The sequence below is a fragment of the Pseudocitrobacter faecalis genome, from assembly GCF_965231525.1.
Lineage (GTDB): Bacteria > Pseudomonadota > Gammaproteobacteria > Enterobacterales > Enterobacteriaceae > Pseudocitrobacter > Pseudocitrobacter faecalis.
This window is the reverse complement of sequence record NZ_CBDDNJ010000002.1, coordinates 431,336-448,416: the sequence shown is the minus strand read 5'-3', so window position 1 is coordinate 448,416 and position 17,081 is coordinate 431,336. Positions and strand designations below refer to the sequence as shown.

Sequence of the window (17,081 nt, the reverse complement as noted above, 5' to 3'; positions counted from 1 at the left end):
TGTGTCCTACGAAAATTTAAATGCGTCAGAAATATTCAATCGGGAAGCCCGTAAAGCCGGTAATACCGACGCGCCTGTTGCCGTCAAAATGGGTAATACCACCGTCACCCAAATCAATTCCGGGTTACTGGTTTTTATAAAAGCGGTATAGCCGATGGTTTGCCCCGGTGATGGCGGCATCGCAATGCCGTAAAGGTTAATTACCCAGGCGATAGCTCCCCCCACCAGCAGGCTGCCGACTGCGCCAATCACGCCAATAAAAATGCCTTCCGTCAGAAACAGACGCGTTACGTGAAGCGGCTTCAGGCCAATAGCCCTGAGGGTGGTAATCTCCCGGGTACGCTCAACGATATTCATCGCCATGGAATTGCCGATCATGAAGATGACAATCAGGGCGACAATCAGCTTGATGAAGAAATAGATGCCGGACAGGAGCCCTTCAACCTGCTGATAAAAAAGTGATACATCACGCCAGTCTTTCACCATTAACGGCAGATGATGGCGTTCGATAAACTGACGCAGCTTCGCGCTGAATGCCGCGGTGTCATCATCCTTAAGCAGGATAAGCACTTTACTGACGCCGTCAGTCCCCATCATACGTTGCGCGGTCTCAAGCGGGATCTTCATCGCGACATCGTCATAATCCTTGATGCCTGATTCAAAAATACCGCGCAGTTTTAACGACAACGCGCCCTGCCCGCCCGCCGTATTGACTACCATTACGTCCAGCCAATCGTCATATTTCGCATTCAGCGTTTTCGCCAGACCACTTCCCAGCGTGATTTCATCCCCCTTCACTCGGGAAAGATCGCTGCCTGCGATGATCTTATCGAACGATCCCAGCTTTAACGCGGGTAACGGTTCCACGCCCAGCGCAGAGAAGTAGCTGGATGTTTCGCTCTCGTAATGAGACATCACCCCAGTGAACTCCAGTTGCCCGGAAAGCGTTGAAATATCTGCCGCCAGCGCGGGATCGTCCAGGATGGCTTTCTTTAACGCTGCATAATCGGCAATCAGGCTCTTATTTTTATTCGACGTTTCAAAGTAATGGTTGTTATAGATCTGTACATGACCAATATTAGTGCGAATGGTCTGCTCTTTCAGGATCCAGAAAGAGTAATCAATAAACCCGCCATACAAAAAAATCGCCACGCCACCCAATACAATTGCGGTTATCGTCGAAAATGAACGGCGTTTATGCCGAAAAAGATTTAAAAATGAAAATTTGACATCGCGTGAATAAAATACAACCTGATAAATCACAAAAAACAGGATCAGCATCAACACGATATTAACGACTATAATTTCCCTGGACATTTACTTACCTTTTATCAGCGGCAGCAGTACCTGGGTTAACTCTTCACTATCCCATTCCGGTACAACATTAAAATCATGCGTCAGCGACTGCGCGAGCGTGGCATTTTGCCCTTTAATTTGCGCCAGCAGTGCATTCGCTCCTGGAGTATCCTGACAGTGACGCAAAGCGCGATAACGCATTGCGAGAATGTGGTCGAGGATCGTCGCTGTCCATATCGCCGGGGCGGCCAGCATCTGTTCGGTATCCTTGATAGTCACCACACACCGTCCTGAATTAGCGGGTAAATAGGCGTCCACCCGGGCACGCAAATAACGTACCCGTTGATTCTTCTCATGCAAATCCACTGCTTCATCGAGCCAGAAAAAACCGCTTTTGGCATATTCAGAGGCATGGATAAAATCGTTCGTCATCGAATATCCATCTGCCTGACGCAGCAAGCCGTAGGCGTAAAAAACCAGCGCCACCACGTTATGCCGGGCGTCATACTCTTGTTTTAACGCCTCGGTCAAGGCCGCCAGTTCTGCTGGTTGCGCCGGAAGCCCCTTTTGCAGGACATGGTTTACTGCATCGGGTGTCGCCGCATGAATCCCCGGAGCCAAAAACATGGCATACAGAAAGATGGCAACCAGCCAGAATCCTTTATGCATCTGAGTCATGAATCACTACTCCATCCTGAATTTCAACCACGCGCCGCGCCCGCGCTCTTAATTCGCTTGAGTGCGTGGAAATCACAAATGTGGTGCCGGTCTGCTGGTTAATGTTCAATAGCAGATCCAAAATGGCCTCGCCCGTGGCCAGATCTAAATTCCCCGTCGGTTCGTCAGCAACCACCACTTTAGGTTCGTGAGCTAATGCCCTGGCAATGGCGACACGCTGCTGTTGACCGCCCGATAATTGTCCCGGTTTACGATCGCCAAAGCCGCTTAACCCCACGCTATCGAGATAATGTCGCGTCCGTTCTTTGGCTTCTTTTTTACTGAACAGCCCATTCAGTATTAGCGGGAAATAAACGTTATCGAATACGTTTAATACCGGCATAAGGTTAAAAAACTGAAAAATAAAACCCAGATGTTTTCCACGGATGACCGACAGCTGCTCTTCCGGCAACTGGCTCAATAATTTATTTAAAAAGATAACCGTTCCGGAGGTCGGTTTATCAATACCCGAAAGAATATTCAAAAGCGTACTTTTACCACTGCCCGATGGCCCACACAGTGCAAGAAACTCGCCTTTATTGATATCAAGATTAATGCTTTTAAGCGCATCAACTTTTGCTGCCCCGGTGCCATAACACTTGTAAATATTGCTAAGTGAAATAGCGGGCAACGATTTAATAGTAGATTGCATATGACTGTCGTTATCCTTCAAGATATTCAAGGTCAAAGTAGTGATAACCAAACTGCTTATCGGCAATGACCGTGCGCATTTTCCCGCCAGGCTGAATATGCCGGGTCAAATAGTCCATGCTCAACGCTGGCGTCAGACAGCCACTTTCACCATAATGCGCCACCAGGTCGATAATGCCAGTCTCGGGCCGGAACGGCTTTTTTTGCCGATCGCTGAACGCCATGACATCAATACCCGCAGCATGCTCTGGCGCACGGCCGGAAATATACTCTCCGCACTGCACCTTAATTGCGCTCTCACGCTGGCTGAGAATAAAGCAGCCCACCCGCTCAACGGATAAATTCACATCATCTGCCTGGCGAGGGAATAAACGCTTACGCGGTTTACCCACATCCTCTTCAGAGAACACCAGCACCGGAATTGCCCGATAGGCGGCACAAATCACCACATTGTCGAATACATCCCAGGCTAAATAATCCTGAGCCATGCGCAGTGCCTGAGCGAAGGCCTGTTTTTCGCCACGAATCTTGCAGGTCGGTTCTGTTATAGAGAATTTCTTCAGCAGATTCTTTGGCAGCGTATCAATCATCGCGATATGCAACGCGCTGGAAATATTCTCAAACGGCCCGGATTCCCCCCAGGAATCAGCATAAATAAACGCCGTACGCGATTTCATTAATTTCATCCGCTCTTTAGTCGGCATGTTCTGTAATGCAGAATCGGTAACCTGCTCCATGGCCTCAAGGTAGGGCATATAGTGTGGATTACGGATCCGTTCCGGCGCATAAACGTCGGACTCCACGCCAAAGCGTTTAAGCCCCCAGCCATTCGCACGGGTGCCATGTAATCCTCTTTCATACATATGCGCTTCCCAGGCGTTGAGCCAGGTCGGCTGATAAAAATGAAACGTGTCCTCCGGTTCCGTTAGCGACCAGGAAGACAGGTAGAGACTTTTTGCCATTATTTCGCGCTCCCCGTCTGCATAGCAGACATCACCACGCCGATAACCGAGCCATCAACTCCCACGCCGACCTTCAATAACCGATGTTTGTTATGCCCTGTAACGCTACCGTCGGTAAGCACCAGCGAAGCCAGGCTATCGATAATCACGTCGTTACCAACCGGTGCGATCAGTTCATGATGCGTCAACGTATGGTGGCCGATGATCAGATCGATAACGCCAGATCCGGTCGCGGTGTAGCCGATCTGCCCTTTATAGGCGAGTACGGGGATCTGACGATCGCTGACAAACATGGCAAGGGCTTTGGCTTCTGCGTTGTCACTCACAGAGGAACCGTTGCCGTGCGGAAGAATAGCTGCAAGGTCATCCACCGTGATTTCAGCCTGCTTCATCGCGGCCTGCATAACCTTATGCACGTTAGTGCTTAGCCATGAAGCATCGTTGCTACGCCCGGCACTGATTTGGGTGTAGACCGTTTGCAACCTTATGCCTTCTGTTCGTTGACGCGCCCGGCGATGACTGGCGCTTTCCAGCAGAAGTGCGCTAAAACCCTCTGCGAACAAGACGCCTTTACTGTTCTCACCAAACGGTTGAACCTGCTCGCTATCCAGCATGGATTGCGTTTCAAGGAACCAGATGTCCTGGGTTTTGATTTTTGAGCAGTTCAGCACAATGGCGATATCAATCCCGCCCTGCTCAATTCCCTGCGTTGCCAGATGCACGGCAGTCAGGGATGAATTGCTGGTACAGTTCAAATTTGGCGGCAAATATTGCAAGCGATAATGACGCGCGAGATGGCTGGAAATCGAGTCCTGCGACATCTTAGAAGCATGCAGATTCATGATGGTCTGCGTTAAGTTGATATCTTCTACATCGTTGTAATTATAGAAAGATTTGTAATCCAGCCCGTCGATACGCGGCCCGATACCGGTCAGGTAAACGCGAACGTTACGCCCGCTCAGGCAATGCTTATCAAGCATTGCCTGCTCGAGTGCTTCATCGACCAACTGAGACAGCAGATCCAATGCGCTATCATCCACGTGTTTCAACGTCGCCACGGATGTATTACCTTTGAATCCGCACTTAATGGCTTCTTCGTCAGTGGTAAACCAGGGCTGACGTTTTACACGTTTGCCCTGTTTCAGATGATCAATTAACTGCGAACAGTCTTCGGCATACGGCAAACAGACGCTGTAACCCGAAATAATAGCGGCATTGTCCACAGTCTTATCCCTTAATGACGAATGCGTAGTAGTTACCGCCTTCCGTTGCGCCCACCAGTAAGACATGCTTAAGAGCAAGCTTCATCGGTTGGCGAACAAAATTCACGCGGTCATCAAAGAAATTCACCGTATTCGGAATAGCGGGTACGGCCTGCTTTTTAATGCAGTCAACGATCACGGCCAGGTTAAGCAAACCGGCTGCAGAGGCGACAAAACCAAAGCAAGCGTTGTAGTTCACTACCGGTACCGCCGGTTTTTGGGCGGCGAAGGTGTTGTAGATCGCGTCAATTTCGATACGGGAATGATCATCGCTACCGTTGCTGGTACCACACACCAGATCAATATCGCCAGCAGTGATACCCGCGTGCGTAAGCGCGCGTTCAATCGCCAGCGCCATTGAGGCCGATTTTTCCTCCAGCAGAGAGGCGTCGAAATAGGTGTTGCTGCATGATTTGCCGTAGCCGACCAGTTCTGCCAGCACCTCAGCCCCCCGCGCAGCGGCCTGCTGCGGATCTTCCAGCAGCAGCATGCAGGCGCCTTCGCCCGGGACATAGCCCTTCGGGTCTTCACCGTAGATCTGATAGTCGCTTGCCTTAGCCGTCATGTGGATCTTTTGCGTCACCGCGTCCATATACAGCGACATGGACGGGAAATACTCATCCGCACCGCCCACCAGTACTTGTGGCTGCAGGTTCTGACGCACAATTTCATAGCCGTAGGTGAGCGCGCCGAGCGCCGCGTTTTCACCGGTAGCCAGCGTGGTGGTATACCCTTTGATCCCTTCTGAGATCCCACAGAATGTTGGGATCGCATTCATCAGCGAGCCAGGGAATTCCGAGGTACGCACTTTGCGTGGATCGGGCTTCAGGCTTTGCAGATATTTGTAGGTGGTTTCCTGCGGCCCACGGGACATCCCCATGATCATGCCCAGCTCATCGCCATCGCGCTTGATTTTACGCTTTGCCTGTTCCAGCGCCTCGGTGAGGGCAATCAGGGCGAACGTGCCGCCACGGGTTGCTTTACGCGGGTCGAAACGACGAAGGTGTTTACGCGGCTCCAGCCCAGAGACCTGGAACGTTTTGAAGTTGCTTTCAGTTTCCGGCAGCGTCGCGTCGCTAAAGCTGTACTCTTCATCAAACAACTCGGCAAACTGGTTAGACGCATCCAGCACCGCCAGCAGTTCTTTGGCTTCTTCCAGCGTGTCGTCCGGGAAAGTGACGCCACCCAACTCGACGTGATTCTCCTGCGACCAGACGTTCTCCAGCACCTGATTCAGCGTATGACCAATGGCCGATACCGCGCCGATCCCTGAAATCGCAACGCGCTTCGCATCATAGGTGCTAACCGGGATCGAAGCCGGCGCCATACTCAGGATCATGCAGCAGTTATTGCCGCCGAAGGCATAGTTGTTCTTCATGAAGATGTTAACGTTGCGATCGCGAAACTCATTCGGCACATAGTCCAGATCGCAATTCGGGCGAGCCTGGCTGAAATTCAGCGTCGGCAGTACGCGGTTATCCGGAAGCGTTGCCAGACAGGCAATCAGTTCCACAATACCCGCAGCACCAATGTTGTGGCCGAAGTAAGATTTGGTGGAGCTCACCAGCAACTTATCGTGGTTGGCGAAGACCTTTTTCATCGCCAGCGTTTCGATGCGATCGTTAGCTTCGGTACCCGTACCGTGCGCGTTGACGTAGTCGATCTGTTCTGGCGTGACACCCGCGTTTTCCATCGCTTTATGCATCACCTGCACCGCACCGCTGGCGCGCGGATCCGGCCCGGTTTCATGGAAAGCATCACAGGATGTGGCATAAGAGAGGATTTCACCGTAAATGGTCGCCCCACGCGCGATGGCGTGCTCGTACTCTTCCAGCACGATGGCACCCGCACCTTCACCAATCGACATACCGGATTGACCCGAGAACGGCGTACAGGTGTCAGGGTGCATGACGTTTAGCGCGTAGAATCCGGCAAAGGTTGGCAGATAAATTGGCTCAGTGCCCACTGCCAGCATCGTTTTACTTTTACCGTTCTGGATGTAGTCAAACGCCATCCCTACCGCGTTCGGGCTGGCGGTACACGCCGTAGCAACCAGTTCAACTCCCCCCTGAAGACCCAACAGCGTCGACACGCTGGAGCAACAGGATGAGAACGCGCCGGAAAAGAGCGCTTTACGCAGCGAAAAATCTTTCATGCGCTGTTCAAAAAGCGGCAAAAACGCTTCCGTTCCCGCTGACGAGACGCCGACGATAAGGCCAGTCTCTTTGAGCGTTTCACGGCTTTCCATCAGGCCGGCTTGATTCAATGCATCTTTACCGACTTTGTAAGCCCAAAGCGCTGCGTTATCCAGCGAAGCAATGACGTCCTCTGAGAGATCGGAATAATCAATATCATGCAGCACTTCGGCCGCACGTGCATTTTCAAACCATGTTGAAAAACGTTCGCTATCAGCAACACCATTTTTCTTATTTAATAATGCTTCCCGGAAATCCTGAATATTTTCAGCCAGGGAGGATAAAATCCCCAGTCCGGTAATAACAACTCTTTTCCTGCTCGTTTTCATGAATAATACCTGGCAACCCAGCCATTCGTCGTGGTGAAATGGTCGCGCGGGTTATTTCCCCGCGCGACATATTTTAATTACGCTGCGCTTTTATTTTTAGATGCATCGATATAACTGTGCTCTGTTGGGCTAACCAACATGCTCAGGTTATAAATAAACGGCAGACATTTTGATTGTGCGGGAATGGTTTCGCTGGCAGTCTGAATTTCATAGCCGCTGATATCCGACCAGGCGTAATCATTTTCCAGCATGGTCAGTGCAATAAACCGCTGTAGCGCCGGTGAAAATACCGCTTTCACCACGTACCCTACATCCTTACCTTCCGCGAGAACGCGATCGCCTGCAGCAATACCTTCGCATTCAGTCTGAGCAATCATCCCGATGAGTTTGGTGCCGGTATAATTCTCAGAGAGTGCAGTGACAGCCTCCTTACCAATAAAGTCATCTTTGTCATACTGCACTGCCCATTGCATTTGCAGTTGAACCGGGTTAACCGCCTGACCTTCCCAAAGGCTTGCGTCCCAGCATGGGTTTTCTACGCGAACGGTTTTTTGATAATCCAGGCCGCCAGTCTGCATCTGATATTTTTCACCAACGGTTAAGAGCTTTTCCCACTGTTCAGCCAGTTTTGCTTGCTCACCGATAGTCATATAAGCGTACTCACCGTGTTTGCCGCAGCGGAAGATCAGCAGATCCTCATCGGTATTCATATACTCATAATAAGGCAGGCCAATCACGTCAAACCCATGAATTTCTGACATAATTTCCCATGAGTAAGGGCCTTCAAGCAGGATCGCCCCCCAATCACTTTCCTGCATATCCTGAATCTCGGGCAGCGTCTGAATATCCAGCTCTTCCGCTTTTTCAAGAATGGTATTCATGCTGGCAATCAGTTCTGCTGCCGGAATATCTTCGGACAGCAGGTAGTAACCGTCGATGCTGCACAGCACGTAGATATCCCCGCGAAGGGTGCCCTCTTCGTTCAGCACCAGAGAGTAAATGGCCTGCTCATCACGAATGATGGATACATCAGCGGAAACCAGATGGTTGATTAGCGCCCAGGCGTCATCGCCCATTACGCTCACAATAGAGAGATGGGAATGATCCACCAGCAATGCATTTTCACGCACAGCTTTATATTCAACGATTGCCGGATGATAAGAAGATGGCACCGTGCGATTGTTATATACACCCATTACGGCGTTGTTTTTCAAGTGAAATTCAGTAAGAGATTTCATACATAGGTCCTGATAATATTCTCGTTAATGGGTGATTAATCGTTTTTCTTTTGAATAACGAAAGTCGCCAGACTGTTAATGCTGCGCATATAAGATGGATCGTCACTTTCGCTAATTTTGATATCGAAAACTTTATCCAGTAGAACGACAATTTCCGTCGCATCGACTGAATCTAATTTAAAACCATTACCAAACAGCGCAGTATCATCATCAATTTGCGCTTCCTCACGCTGAATATTCAGGCGCTGGATAATCTCAGTTTTAATGGTCATCAGAACTTCTTTACGCTGTTCAATCGCGTCATTCATGTTAGACATGGTGTTCACTCTCTTATTGGACTACTTGGTTTCACGGAAATTAATAATGGTGCCCTGGCTAATCAGCTTTTTACCGACGTGCGCGGTGACGGCATAATGTTTAAAGCCGTTGGCATCCGAAAAGGCGAGTTTGCTGATAACGTCGATGGAATCACCCGGATAGACGATATCTTTAAACTTTAAATTTTGTGCCGCCAGCACACCGCGCACCTGGGTGCGACGGGTACGGATTATCTCCAGCATTTCTGGGCGATAAATACGCGCATGGATATCGCGCAATGACTTCAGTTCTTCCTCATAACGCTCGCGCCAGATATCGCAAATGTCTGTCAGGAATGACAGATACTCACTCGCCTGACCGAAGATTTCAGAGATGATCACGCCAGGCATAATCGGATCATCAGGGAAATGTCCGAGTAGATACGGTTCGTTATAAGTGACGTGTTTTACGACACTAACAAAGCCATTTTCGCCATATTTATAATCTTCGATTTTATCGACCATCAGCAGCGGCTGACGCCAGCCGCCCATTTCGAGGAAGATCTTCGAAGGGATCGTGTATTTAGACATAAATCACCGCATAACCAGGCCGCCATCGATAACGATGGTCTGGCCGACAATGTAACTGGAGGCTGAAGAACTTAAGAAGACGATGGTGTTTGCCACTTCTTCGCATGTGCCAAGACGGCGTAACGGGATGGTGCTGGTTACCGCGCGAACCACCGCACGGGAGACTTTCTTCACCATTTTCGATTCAATCATTCCCGGTGCAACAGCATTAACGCGGACGCCCCAGGGGGCCATCTCTGCCGCCAGCGTACGGGTAAAGCCAAGAATCGCGCCTTTCGAGGCGCTGTAGTTCGCCTGGCCGACGCTTGGGATCAACGCTGCAATAGAGGCAACATTGATGATGGCCGGTTTGTCTGCCGCGCGCAGCAGCATCAACGCGTCTTTGGTGAGGCGGAAAATGCTGAACATATTGGTCTCGATAACCTGAGTGAAATCCTCATAGCTCATCGAGGCAAAAAGGCTGTCTTTGACGACGCCCGCGTTGTTAACCAGCACATCAATTTTGCCGGCTTCGCGTTCAATCTGTTCGCAGAGCGCAGTAACGCTCTGTGAACAAGCGAGATCGCATTGCACAATATGCAGCTTATCGCCAACCGGATGGTTCGCTTTCAGGGCATTTAATTGCACATCATTGGATTTATAGAGCGCATAAACATTGCAGTTCTGCTCAAGATACTTTTCGCAAATACCCAATCCAATATCGCCACTGGCACCAGTCACCAGCACAGTTTTTTCATTCAAATCATTATATTTGTACATATTCATCACATATATTGAGTTAATAAACGATGACGGTCGCAATGGCGTGGGTACGGCAATGCGAAATACTCAGGGCGACATTTTTAAGGCCTTGCCCAACAAGAATATCTTGCAGTCGTCCAGTGATAATAAAATATGGAGCCCCATTAACATCGTGGGTTATTTCAATATCCTGAAAGCGAACTCCGTCGCGAAAACCACAGCCTATAGCTTTAACTAGCGCTTCTTTGGCGGCCCAAAAACCCGAGGCGCGTTCATAATCTGGATTGTCCGGATTAATAAGCGCACACTCTTTCAGCGTATAAACACGCTGATAAAAAGCCTGTTCACCATTGAGAATCGCACGGGTGATTCGGGCAATCTCGACAATGTCGGTTCCTATTCTCATTACGCTACTCTCTTCTACATCTGGTACGAGAAATTAAAATTTACGTTAACCTTGTCGATATCCAGTGTGTCCGGATATTTAAGTGGTGTTGACACGGAAAAGTTATATTCGAGACTTTTTATCGTGCCATCAATACCGACTGCTGCGCCAATAAGTGTTTCGTCACCGTATGAGGCATCCTGGTAAATCTGGCCATAATCCACACCCGCATAATAACTGGCCTTGCCGCCCATAAAGGGATAGGTCAGCGTGTTTTTAATATAAAATCCGTCATTACCTGAAAGACCAGCACTATTTTCAAAACCGCGAATACTCCAGCGATCACCTACAGTTATTTGATCCTGCAGCGTCAGTTCACGTGGTGCATACTGAGCCATAAACGCGGCGTTGTAATATCCGCTATTAATTTGTCGGGTATAGTTCCCGGCAAAATTAAAAACATGACTAACCGGGCTTACGTCGCCGTACACCATATCAGGCGTTTCTTTTCCGCCAAACCAGGTTAAAAAACGCTGCCATGAGAGCGTTGAATCCCAATATGCGCCTGGCAACTGCTGCTTATAATTAAGCCCAAGCTTGACGTTGCCCATATCCCGCGCCTGCAAAGTAATCTCTTCGCCGTTCAGCGTATAAGCCGACTTCCGGCGGATCAGCTCAACGCTTCCGGCCAGCTTTTTGTTTTTATCGCGATATACCGTACGCGAGGCTTTTGCGCTCCAGTATTCGCTGTCACCCTCGTAATCCAGGGTAGAATAAGAGAGCGGAATCGCTTGCTGCGATTGGCTTTTGCTGTAAAAGAAGCCATATTCCCAGTAGCCAACCGGAAGAGAGTAGTAACCACTCACATTCTCATATTGCCCGGTGGTGCTACGGGTTCCCGCCACATAAAACAGGTCGCCCATTTTCGCGGCATTGAACAAATAACCGACCGCAGAAGTCTGGTAGCGTCCGGTCTCTTCATCGCCCCAATTGTTATAGCTCGCCCGAACACTCCAGGTTTTTCCACGCTGGGTATTGATATGAACGATGCTGTAACCGTCCCGCGTTCCCGGTTCAATGTTAATTTTGACGTCAACGCCAGGTACCCGCTGAAGGTTTTCCAGCCCCTGCTCAATATCCCGTATATTCAGAATATCGTTACGCTGAAACGGTAACATCCACTCACTAATGTCGTTACCTTCAACAACCGTTTTTTCTATTTTTCCTGCATTCACCCGTAAACGCAGCGTGCCTTTGGAAATATCCTGCGCGGGAAGACTAATACGCGTTGTGATATACCCGGCGTTAATATAATAATCCTGCAGTGCCGCGGCAATTTTCTGCACCCCCACACTACCAACACAACGTCCGGCAATGGCTTTATTCACCGCTTTACTCAGCTGACGTCCCAGGAAGTCATGTTCGAGTTCTACGCGGTTAATCAGAAAGCAGTTTTTCTCCTGCGGTAAATCACCCAGCATAAACGTATGGCGTTGCGCGTTAGAGTAGACGTCCTTTTTCTCTAATTTATGCGCGCGATACGTCCCTGCATCAGCATTTTTTTGCTGCTTAATCAGGTTATCTAGGCTGTCTTTTGCGGATGCCTGAAAACATAAAAGAATGAGCAGCCAGCTAAATTTAAATCGTAATTCCATTATGGTCTCAAGCTTAATAAAGACAGCAGCAACCCCTGCGTAACATGACGCATATATTTAAGAACGTTGCTGCTATCTTTGGTTACATCTTACATACCGACAATAGTACCAGTGTTATTGGTTTCGTTTGCTTCTAACGCTAAGCCGTAGAAGCCACCGAGAACGGCGTTTGTCCCGCTGTTCGTTACCTTATTCGCTGATACACCTGCTACGCCATAGCTGAGCATATTGAGATAGTTATAAATATTCCCTTGCGTTTTTACACCCAGAGAATAATCACTCACAATATTGCCCCAGTTATTAATGTCATTAACGGCATTAATCGCGATGGTTTGCCCCAGCATATTGCTGTTACTGTTGTTAGTAACATGCTTCTGAGTATCAATTGTCAGCGCCGTTCCCGCCACGATGTCTTTAACGTTCTCAACACCATTCAGGGCACTAATAGTCAGTGCTTTATCGGCCGCAATGGCATTGCGGTTATACAGCGTGCCTTTCAGAACGTTGAAATGCACATCGCCTTTCCCGCTGATCCAACCATAGTTAGTGACGCTGTTATCAACATTCAGATCCAGATTGTTATCCGAAGCAATAATACCCGTGGCGGTATCGTCTTCCAGACGACCGTCGCTGTAGTTGCTCAGAGAACCAGCGTAGATGTCGAGATTACCGGCGCTGTAGGTGGTGGCATAATTGTTGTAGAACGTTCCTGCCGCACGGATAATAGCCTCAGCACCGCTGCTCAGAAGCGCGCGGGTGTTATCCAGCGTTCCCTTTGACAGCAGGCTAAGCGGGCCATTTTCAGCGATGATGCTGCTATTGTTGTTGTAAACGTTCTGAGCAGAAATCGCGACACCTTCTTTACCTACAATACCGCCAACATTGTCCGTAATACCGAACACCTGGCCGTTATAGCGCAAGAAGTTATTGCCATCGCGGTTTTCGATATTGCCACCCGCGTTAATGGTCAGCTTTTTATTCGCAGCGATCAGCGCGGTGTTGTTGTATACCGTCGATTTGGCATCGATGGAGACATTCTCACCGGCAATCAAACCATTCGCATTGTCCACGGTGTTCGCCGCCAGAGTTACGTCGCCGGTTTCAGAGGTCAACGACCCCTTATAGCTGTCGTAATTTCCGGTCAGTGCCAGCGTAACATCGCCATAACCACGAATTTCACCGTAATCATTGTTCAGATTATTGCCTTTTACAGACAACACGCCGTTCAATGCATGCAGCTTACCGCGGTTGTTGCCCACGTTGCCCTTCGAATCGATTGTCAGATCGCCTGTCGCTTCGATGGTCGCGTTGTTGTTAGTTACGCTGTTTGCGGTCAATGCGATATCGCCATAGCCAACCATGTAGAGAGAGTTATACAGGTTGCCTTTGGTTGTCACCGTCATGTCAGCGTCGCTGACAATGTTGCCGCGGTTGGTAATATCATTAACCGCGTTGATGACGATATTCCGCCCAACCATGTTGCTGTTGCTATTGTTGGTTACATGACGATTTGTGGTCATCGTCAGGTCATCACCAGCGGAGATATCTTTCCAGTTTTCAATGCCGTTAAGCGCAGCAATATCGAGAGCCTTTTCCGCCGCAATGGTATTGCGGTTGTACAGGTTGCCGTTATTGACCGTCAGATCAACATCGCCTTTACCACTGATCCAACCGTAGTTGGTGAGCGTATTATCGACATTCAGGGAAAGGTTTTTGTCGGAAGCAATGAACCCAGTCGCATTGTTATCGATCATCGTACCACTGCTGCTGTTTTGCAGAGTGGTCGCATCGATATCAAGGTTGCCCGCACTCCAGGTGGTGGCGTAGTTGTTGTAATACGTGCCGCCCACCTGAATGGACGCATCAGCGCCACTGGTCAACATACCACGCGTATTATCAAACGTGTTCTGCGATTCCAGCGTCAGAGGGCCATCTTCAGCGATAAGACGGCTGTTGTTGTTGTAGACGTTCTGCCCGGAAAGCTCAACGCCTTCCTTGCCGATCAATCCACCCTTTTGCTGAGGCATACCGAAGTAGACGCCGTAATCATTGCCAAAGTTATTCCCGTCGCGGTTTTCGATGCTGCCGCGCGCATTCACCTTGAGCTTTTTACTGGCCACGACCAGCGCGGAGTTGTTATTCACACCCGACATCGACTGGATCGTGATGTTCTGACCCATCATGAAACCACCGTGGTTGTCCACGGAATTCGCTAACAGGGAGATGTCACCCTCTTCAGAACTGATTACACCAATACTATTGGTCAGGCTGCCGCCAACGGCGACATCAATGCCCTGCTTACCGCTGATACCACCGGTATCATTACGCAGCGAACTGCCTTTGATGCTGACCTTGCTGCTCGACAGTATCTTGCCGGCATAGTCGTCAACAGCGCTGTTGCTGGCAAGGGTAACATTGCCGTTCGATGCAATTTGGCCACCGTTGTTATTGATGCTGTTGGCACCAATCTCAACGCCGGTATCAGCAAGAATACCCAAAGAGTCCGAACTGCTGGTGTCCGCCGTTTTAGTGGAACCGTTATTCACAGTGCCCGCCGCGCCCACCACAACGTGCCCCGCCGATGAACGGATCAGCCCCTTGTTGTTATCTACGTTACCCTTGCTGATAATGTCGATATCTCCGGTGGTCTGGATATCACCGTTATTGTTATTGACCGCGCCAGACTCAAGCCCAACATAGCCACCGTGAATCTGACCAGTGCTGTTGTTCAGCGTGCCCGTTTTCAACGCCACAATACCGGCTTCAATCCCGACAGAACTGCCTTTACCGTAGTTAGTCAACGTCGCGTTGTTAGTGTCGACTGCCACCATGCCCGCTGCGGCAATTTTACCGTTGGTGTTGTCGATAGCGCCGCTGTTAACGTAAATATCGGCCATCGTGGAGATATTACCCGAGCGGCTGTTTACGATATTTTTCTTATTGGTATCCAGCGAGATGGTGCCTACTGCCGTCACGTTACCCGTGGTGTTATCCAGCGTACCGTTGGTCTTCAGGTTAACCGTGCCTGCGGATTGAATCTGCGCATTGCTGTTAAGCAGGTTGCCTTTGGAATCAATGCTAACGCCGTTAGCGCCGCCCGCAATAACGCCCTGGTTACGAACCCCTACACCATTTTCGGTGCTGACGAGATTGATTTTGTTGGCGTACATCCCACCCAGGCTGGCGACATCGACGCTATAAGCGTTACGGGAGCCGGTCGCAATGACGTTACCCGTCACCTGGCCCGCGGCATTAACATAGTTATTGCCGGCAACAACGTTCAGTTCATCGGCAGACACTTTGCCGTTCACCACGACGTTGCGAGACAGAATTTCTGTCGGGCTGGCGTTATCCAGTTTACCGAGGGTAATCGTGCCGCCGTTAACGGAGTAGCCGGCCAGCTTATCGTCCTTGATATCAGGCGTACCGGTAGTGAGGGTCAGTTTACCTGTATTGATGGAGCCGCCACCGTTTACGCTAATACCGTTCGGGTTAGCAATAATCAGGTCGGCTTTATCCCCCGCAACTTCCATCATCCCATTAATGGTGGATGGATTTTTAGAGGTCACCTCATTCAGAATCACTTTCGCTGACCCGGCGGTCAGATTGCTGTTTCCCTGAATATTACCCGCAAGCGAAGTATTGGCACCGTTCGCGCTGTTGTTAAAAATAACGCCATTCTTATCGACGTTCAGGTTATCCCAGACGTTATGCGACAAACCATTACTATTTGGCGTATTGATGTCCACGACGGGAACGCCATTCGCGTTATAGACCGTTCCATTCTTTATTACCAGTCCTGCAGCTTGAGTTACAACAGGAAAAGACAACATCATAAGTAAAGCAATCGGGGTGATTTTTCTCACCACTGTTGCTTCCTTTTTTAAAGTCACATTTGCCACAAAGGTCTTCCTTATTGAAGCTATACATTTTGGATGTGCAGATCATTTTTAGACAGTTTCCCGCTCCCCATCAAAAATGACCGCTGCAAATCCTATCATCAGCCCCAATAAAAAATCACGAAAAATAAAGTGAAATAGAACTTCAGAAAATAACTCAGAACTATTATTTTAAGCACTCAAAACGCCGCCTGTAACCCCCTAAAACATAAGGCTTAAAAAACGCCTGATAAAAATTTTACCAACTTATATAAAGTGACAAAACAGATCTGAAATGATGTGTGATTCCAGACACACAATCATTTCATATAAAATAAAGAGAAACCTGGCGAGTTTCTCGGATAATTTATTTCAAGATTGTTATATGCTTAACAATCATTAAACACATTTCTCAATTGCTTTCTTATAAAGAAGCGAAGAGATGTTTTGTTTGGCCGCAGAGAAAAATGAGTGGCAATGTTAGAACGTCATCTGCAGCCGTTTACCCAGAAAACCAATACCCCACCGAATTTCCAGCGACCGGCACTTTATTATGACACCCGGTACAACAGCAGTGCGCCAGCGCTGACGTAGTGCTATATAGATGAAGCCTATCCCTGACATTGTTTTATGTTGTATTGCCCCACATTGGATGAGAGCGGCATATAAATACCCTTCTGGATCAATTTTTGATGACCGTCGCGAATCATGGCAAAGAAAAACGAGCTAATAACTCCTTCCATTTTACTCAGGTAAATATTTATCAATGTATTCAATGGATAAGAACAAAATCGCGCTTATTCCAATACCTCTTAACTGATCTTAAATACATCAACAACCGTGCTTTTTGTGAGCAAAGCCGTTAATTTCTATAGGATTATTGCA

General features: G+C 49.0%; 13 protein-coding genes. All 13 read right to left on the bottom strand.

The window, feature by feature from the left end; genetic code table 11:
- Window positions 1-6: 6 nt before the first annotated feature.
- Window positions 7-1,317, bottom strand: coding sequence for an ABC transporter permease (locus ACOXYR_RS02790; protein WP_189623902.1), 1,311 nt, complete (start codon window positions 1,315-1,317; stop codon window positions 7-9).
- Complete coding sequence (locus ACOXYR_RS02785) at window positions 1,318-1,974, bottom strand: hypothetical protein (protein ID WP_421356039.1); 657 nt, start codon at window positions 1,972-1,974, stop codon at window positions 1,318-1,320.
- On the bottom strand, window positions 1,958-2,665 hold the full coding sequence (locus tag ACOXYR_RS02780) for an ABC transporter ATP-binding protein (RefSeq protein WP_350435927.1): 708 nt from the start codon (window positions 2,663-2,665) through the stop codon (window positions 1,958-1,960). Before ACOXYR_RS02780 ends, ACOXYR_RS02785 begins: the two co-directional genes overlap by 17 nt.
- A gap of 10 nt (window positions 2,666-2,675) precedes the next feature.
- Entirely contained in the window at window positions 2,676-3,629 is a 954-nt protein-coding gene (locus tag ACOXYR_RS02775) for an ATP-binding protein (RefSeq protein WP_421356052.1), read from the bottom strand.
- Window positions 3,626-4,849, bottom strand: a complete 1,224-nt coding sequence (locus ACOXYR_RS02770) for a beta-ketoacyl synthase (protein ID WP_108475902.1) — start codon at window positions 4,847-4,849, stop codon at window positions 3,626-3,628. The genes ACOXYR_RS02775 and ACOXYR_RS02770 overlap by 4 nt, the downstream gene beginning before the upstream one ends.
- A gap of 4 nt (window positions 4,850-4,853) precedes the next feature.
- Entirely contained in the window at window positions 4,854-7,412 is a 2,559-nt protein-coding gene (locus ACOXYR_RS02765) for a beta-ketoacyl-[acyl-carrier-protein] synthase family protein (protein ID WP_189623899.1), read from the bottom strand.
- 77 nt (window positions 7,413-7,489) lie between these two features.
- Entirely contained in the window at window positions 7,490-8,650 is a 1,161-nt protein-coding gene (locus ACOXYR_RS02760; protein WP_189623898.1) for an aminomethyl transferase family protein, read from the bottom strand.
- Window positions 8,651-8,685: 35 nt separating this feature from the next.
- Complete coding sequence (locus ACOXYR_RS02755) at window positions 8,686-8,967, bottom strand: acyl carrier protein (RefSeq protein WP_146745451.1); 282 nt, start codon at window positions 8,965-8,967, stop codon at window positions 8,686-8,688.
- 21 nt (window positions 8,968-8,988) lie between these two features.
- Window positions 8,989-9,537: a 3-hydroxyacyl-ACP dehydratase FabZ family protein gene (locus ACOXYR_RS02750; protein WP_108475899.1), complete on the bottom strand. Its 549-nt coding sequence runs from the start codon at window positions 9,535-9,537 to the stop codon at window positions 8,989-8,991.
- Between the two features lie 3 nt (window positions 9,538-9,540).
- Window positions 9,541-10,302 (bottom strand): SDR family NAD(P)-dependent oxidoreductase, encoded by a 762-nt coding sequence (locus tag ACOXYR_RS02745; RefSeq protein WP_146745450.1) that lies wholly within the window; start codon window positions 10,300-10,302, stop codon window positions 9,541-9,543.
- Window positions 10,303-10,315: 13 nt separating this feature from the next.
- Entirely contained in the window at window positions 10,316-10,684 is a 369-nt protein-coding gene (gene acpS / locus ACOXYR_RS02740; protein WP_108475897.1) for a holo-ACP synthase, read from the bottom strand.
- 14 nt (window positions 10,685-10,698) lie between these two features.
- Entirely contained in the window at window positions 10,699-12,318 is a 1,620-nt protein-coding gene (locus ACOXYR_RS02735) for a ShlB/FhaC/HecB family hemolysin secretion/activation protein (RefSeq protein WP_108475896.1), read from the bottom strand.
- An 89-nt stretch (window positions 12,319-12,407) separates the two neighbouring features.
- Window positions 12,408-16,154, bottom strand: coding sequence for a two-partner secretion domain-containing protein (locus ACOXYR_RS02730; protein ID WP_421356051.1), 3,747 nt, complete (start codon window positions 16,152-16,154; stop codon window positions 12,408-12,410).
- Window positions 16,155-17,081: the final 927 nt, after the last annotated feature.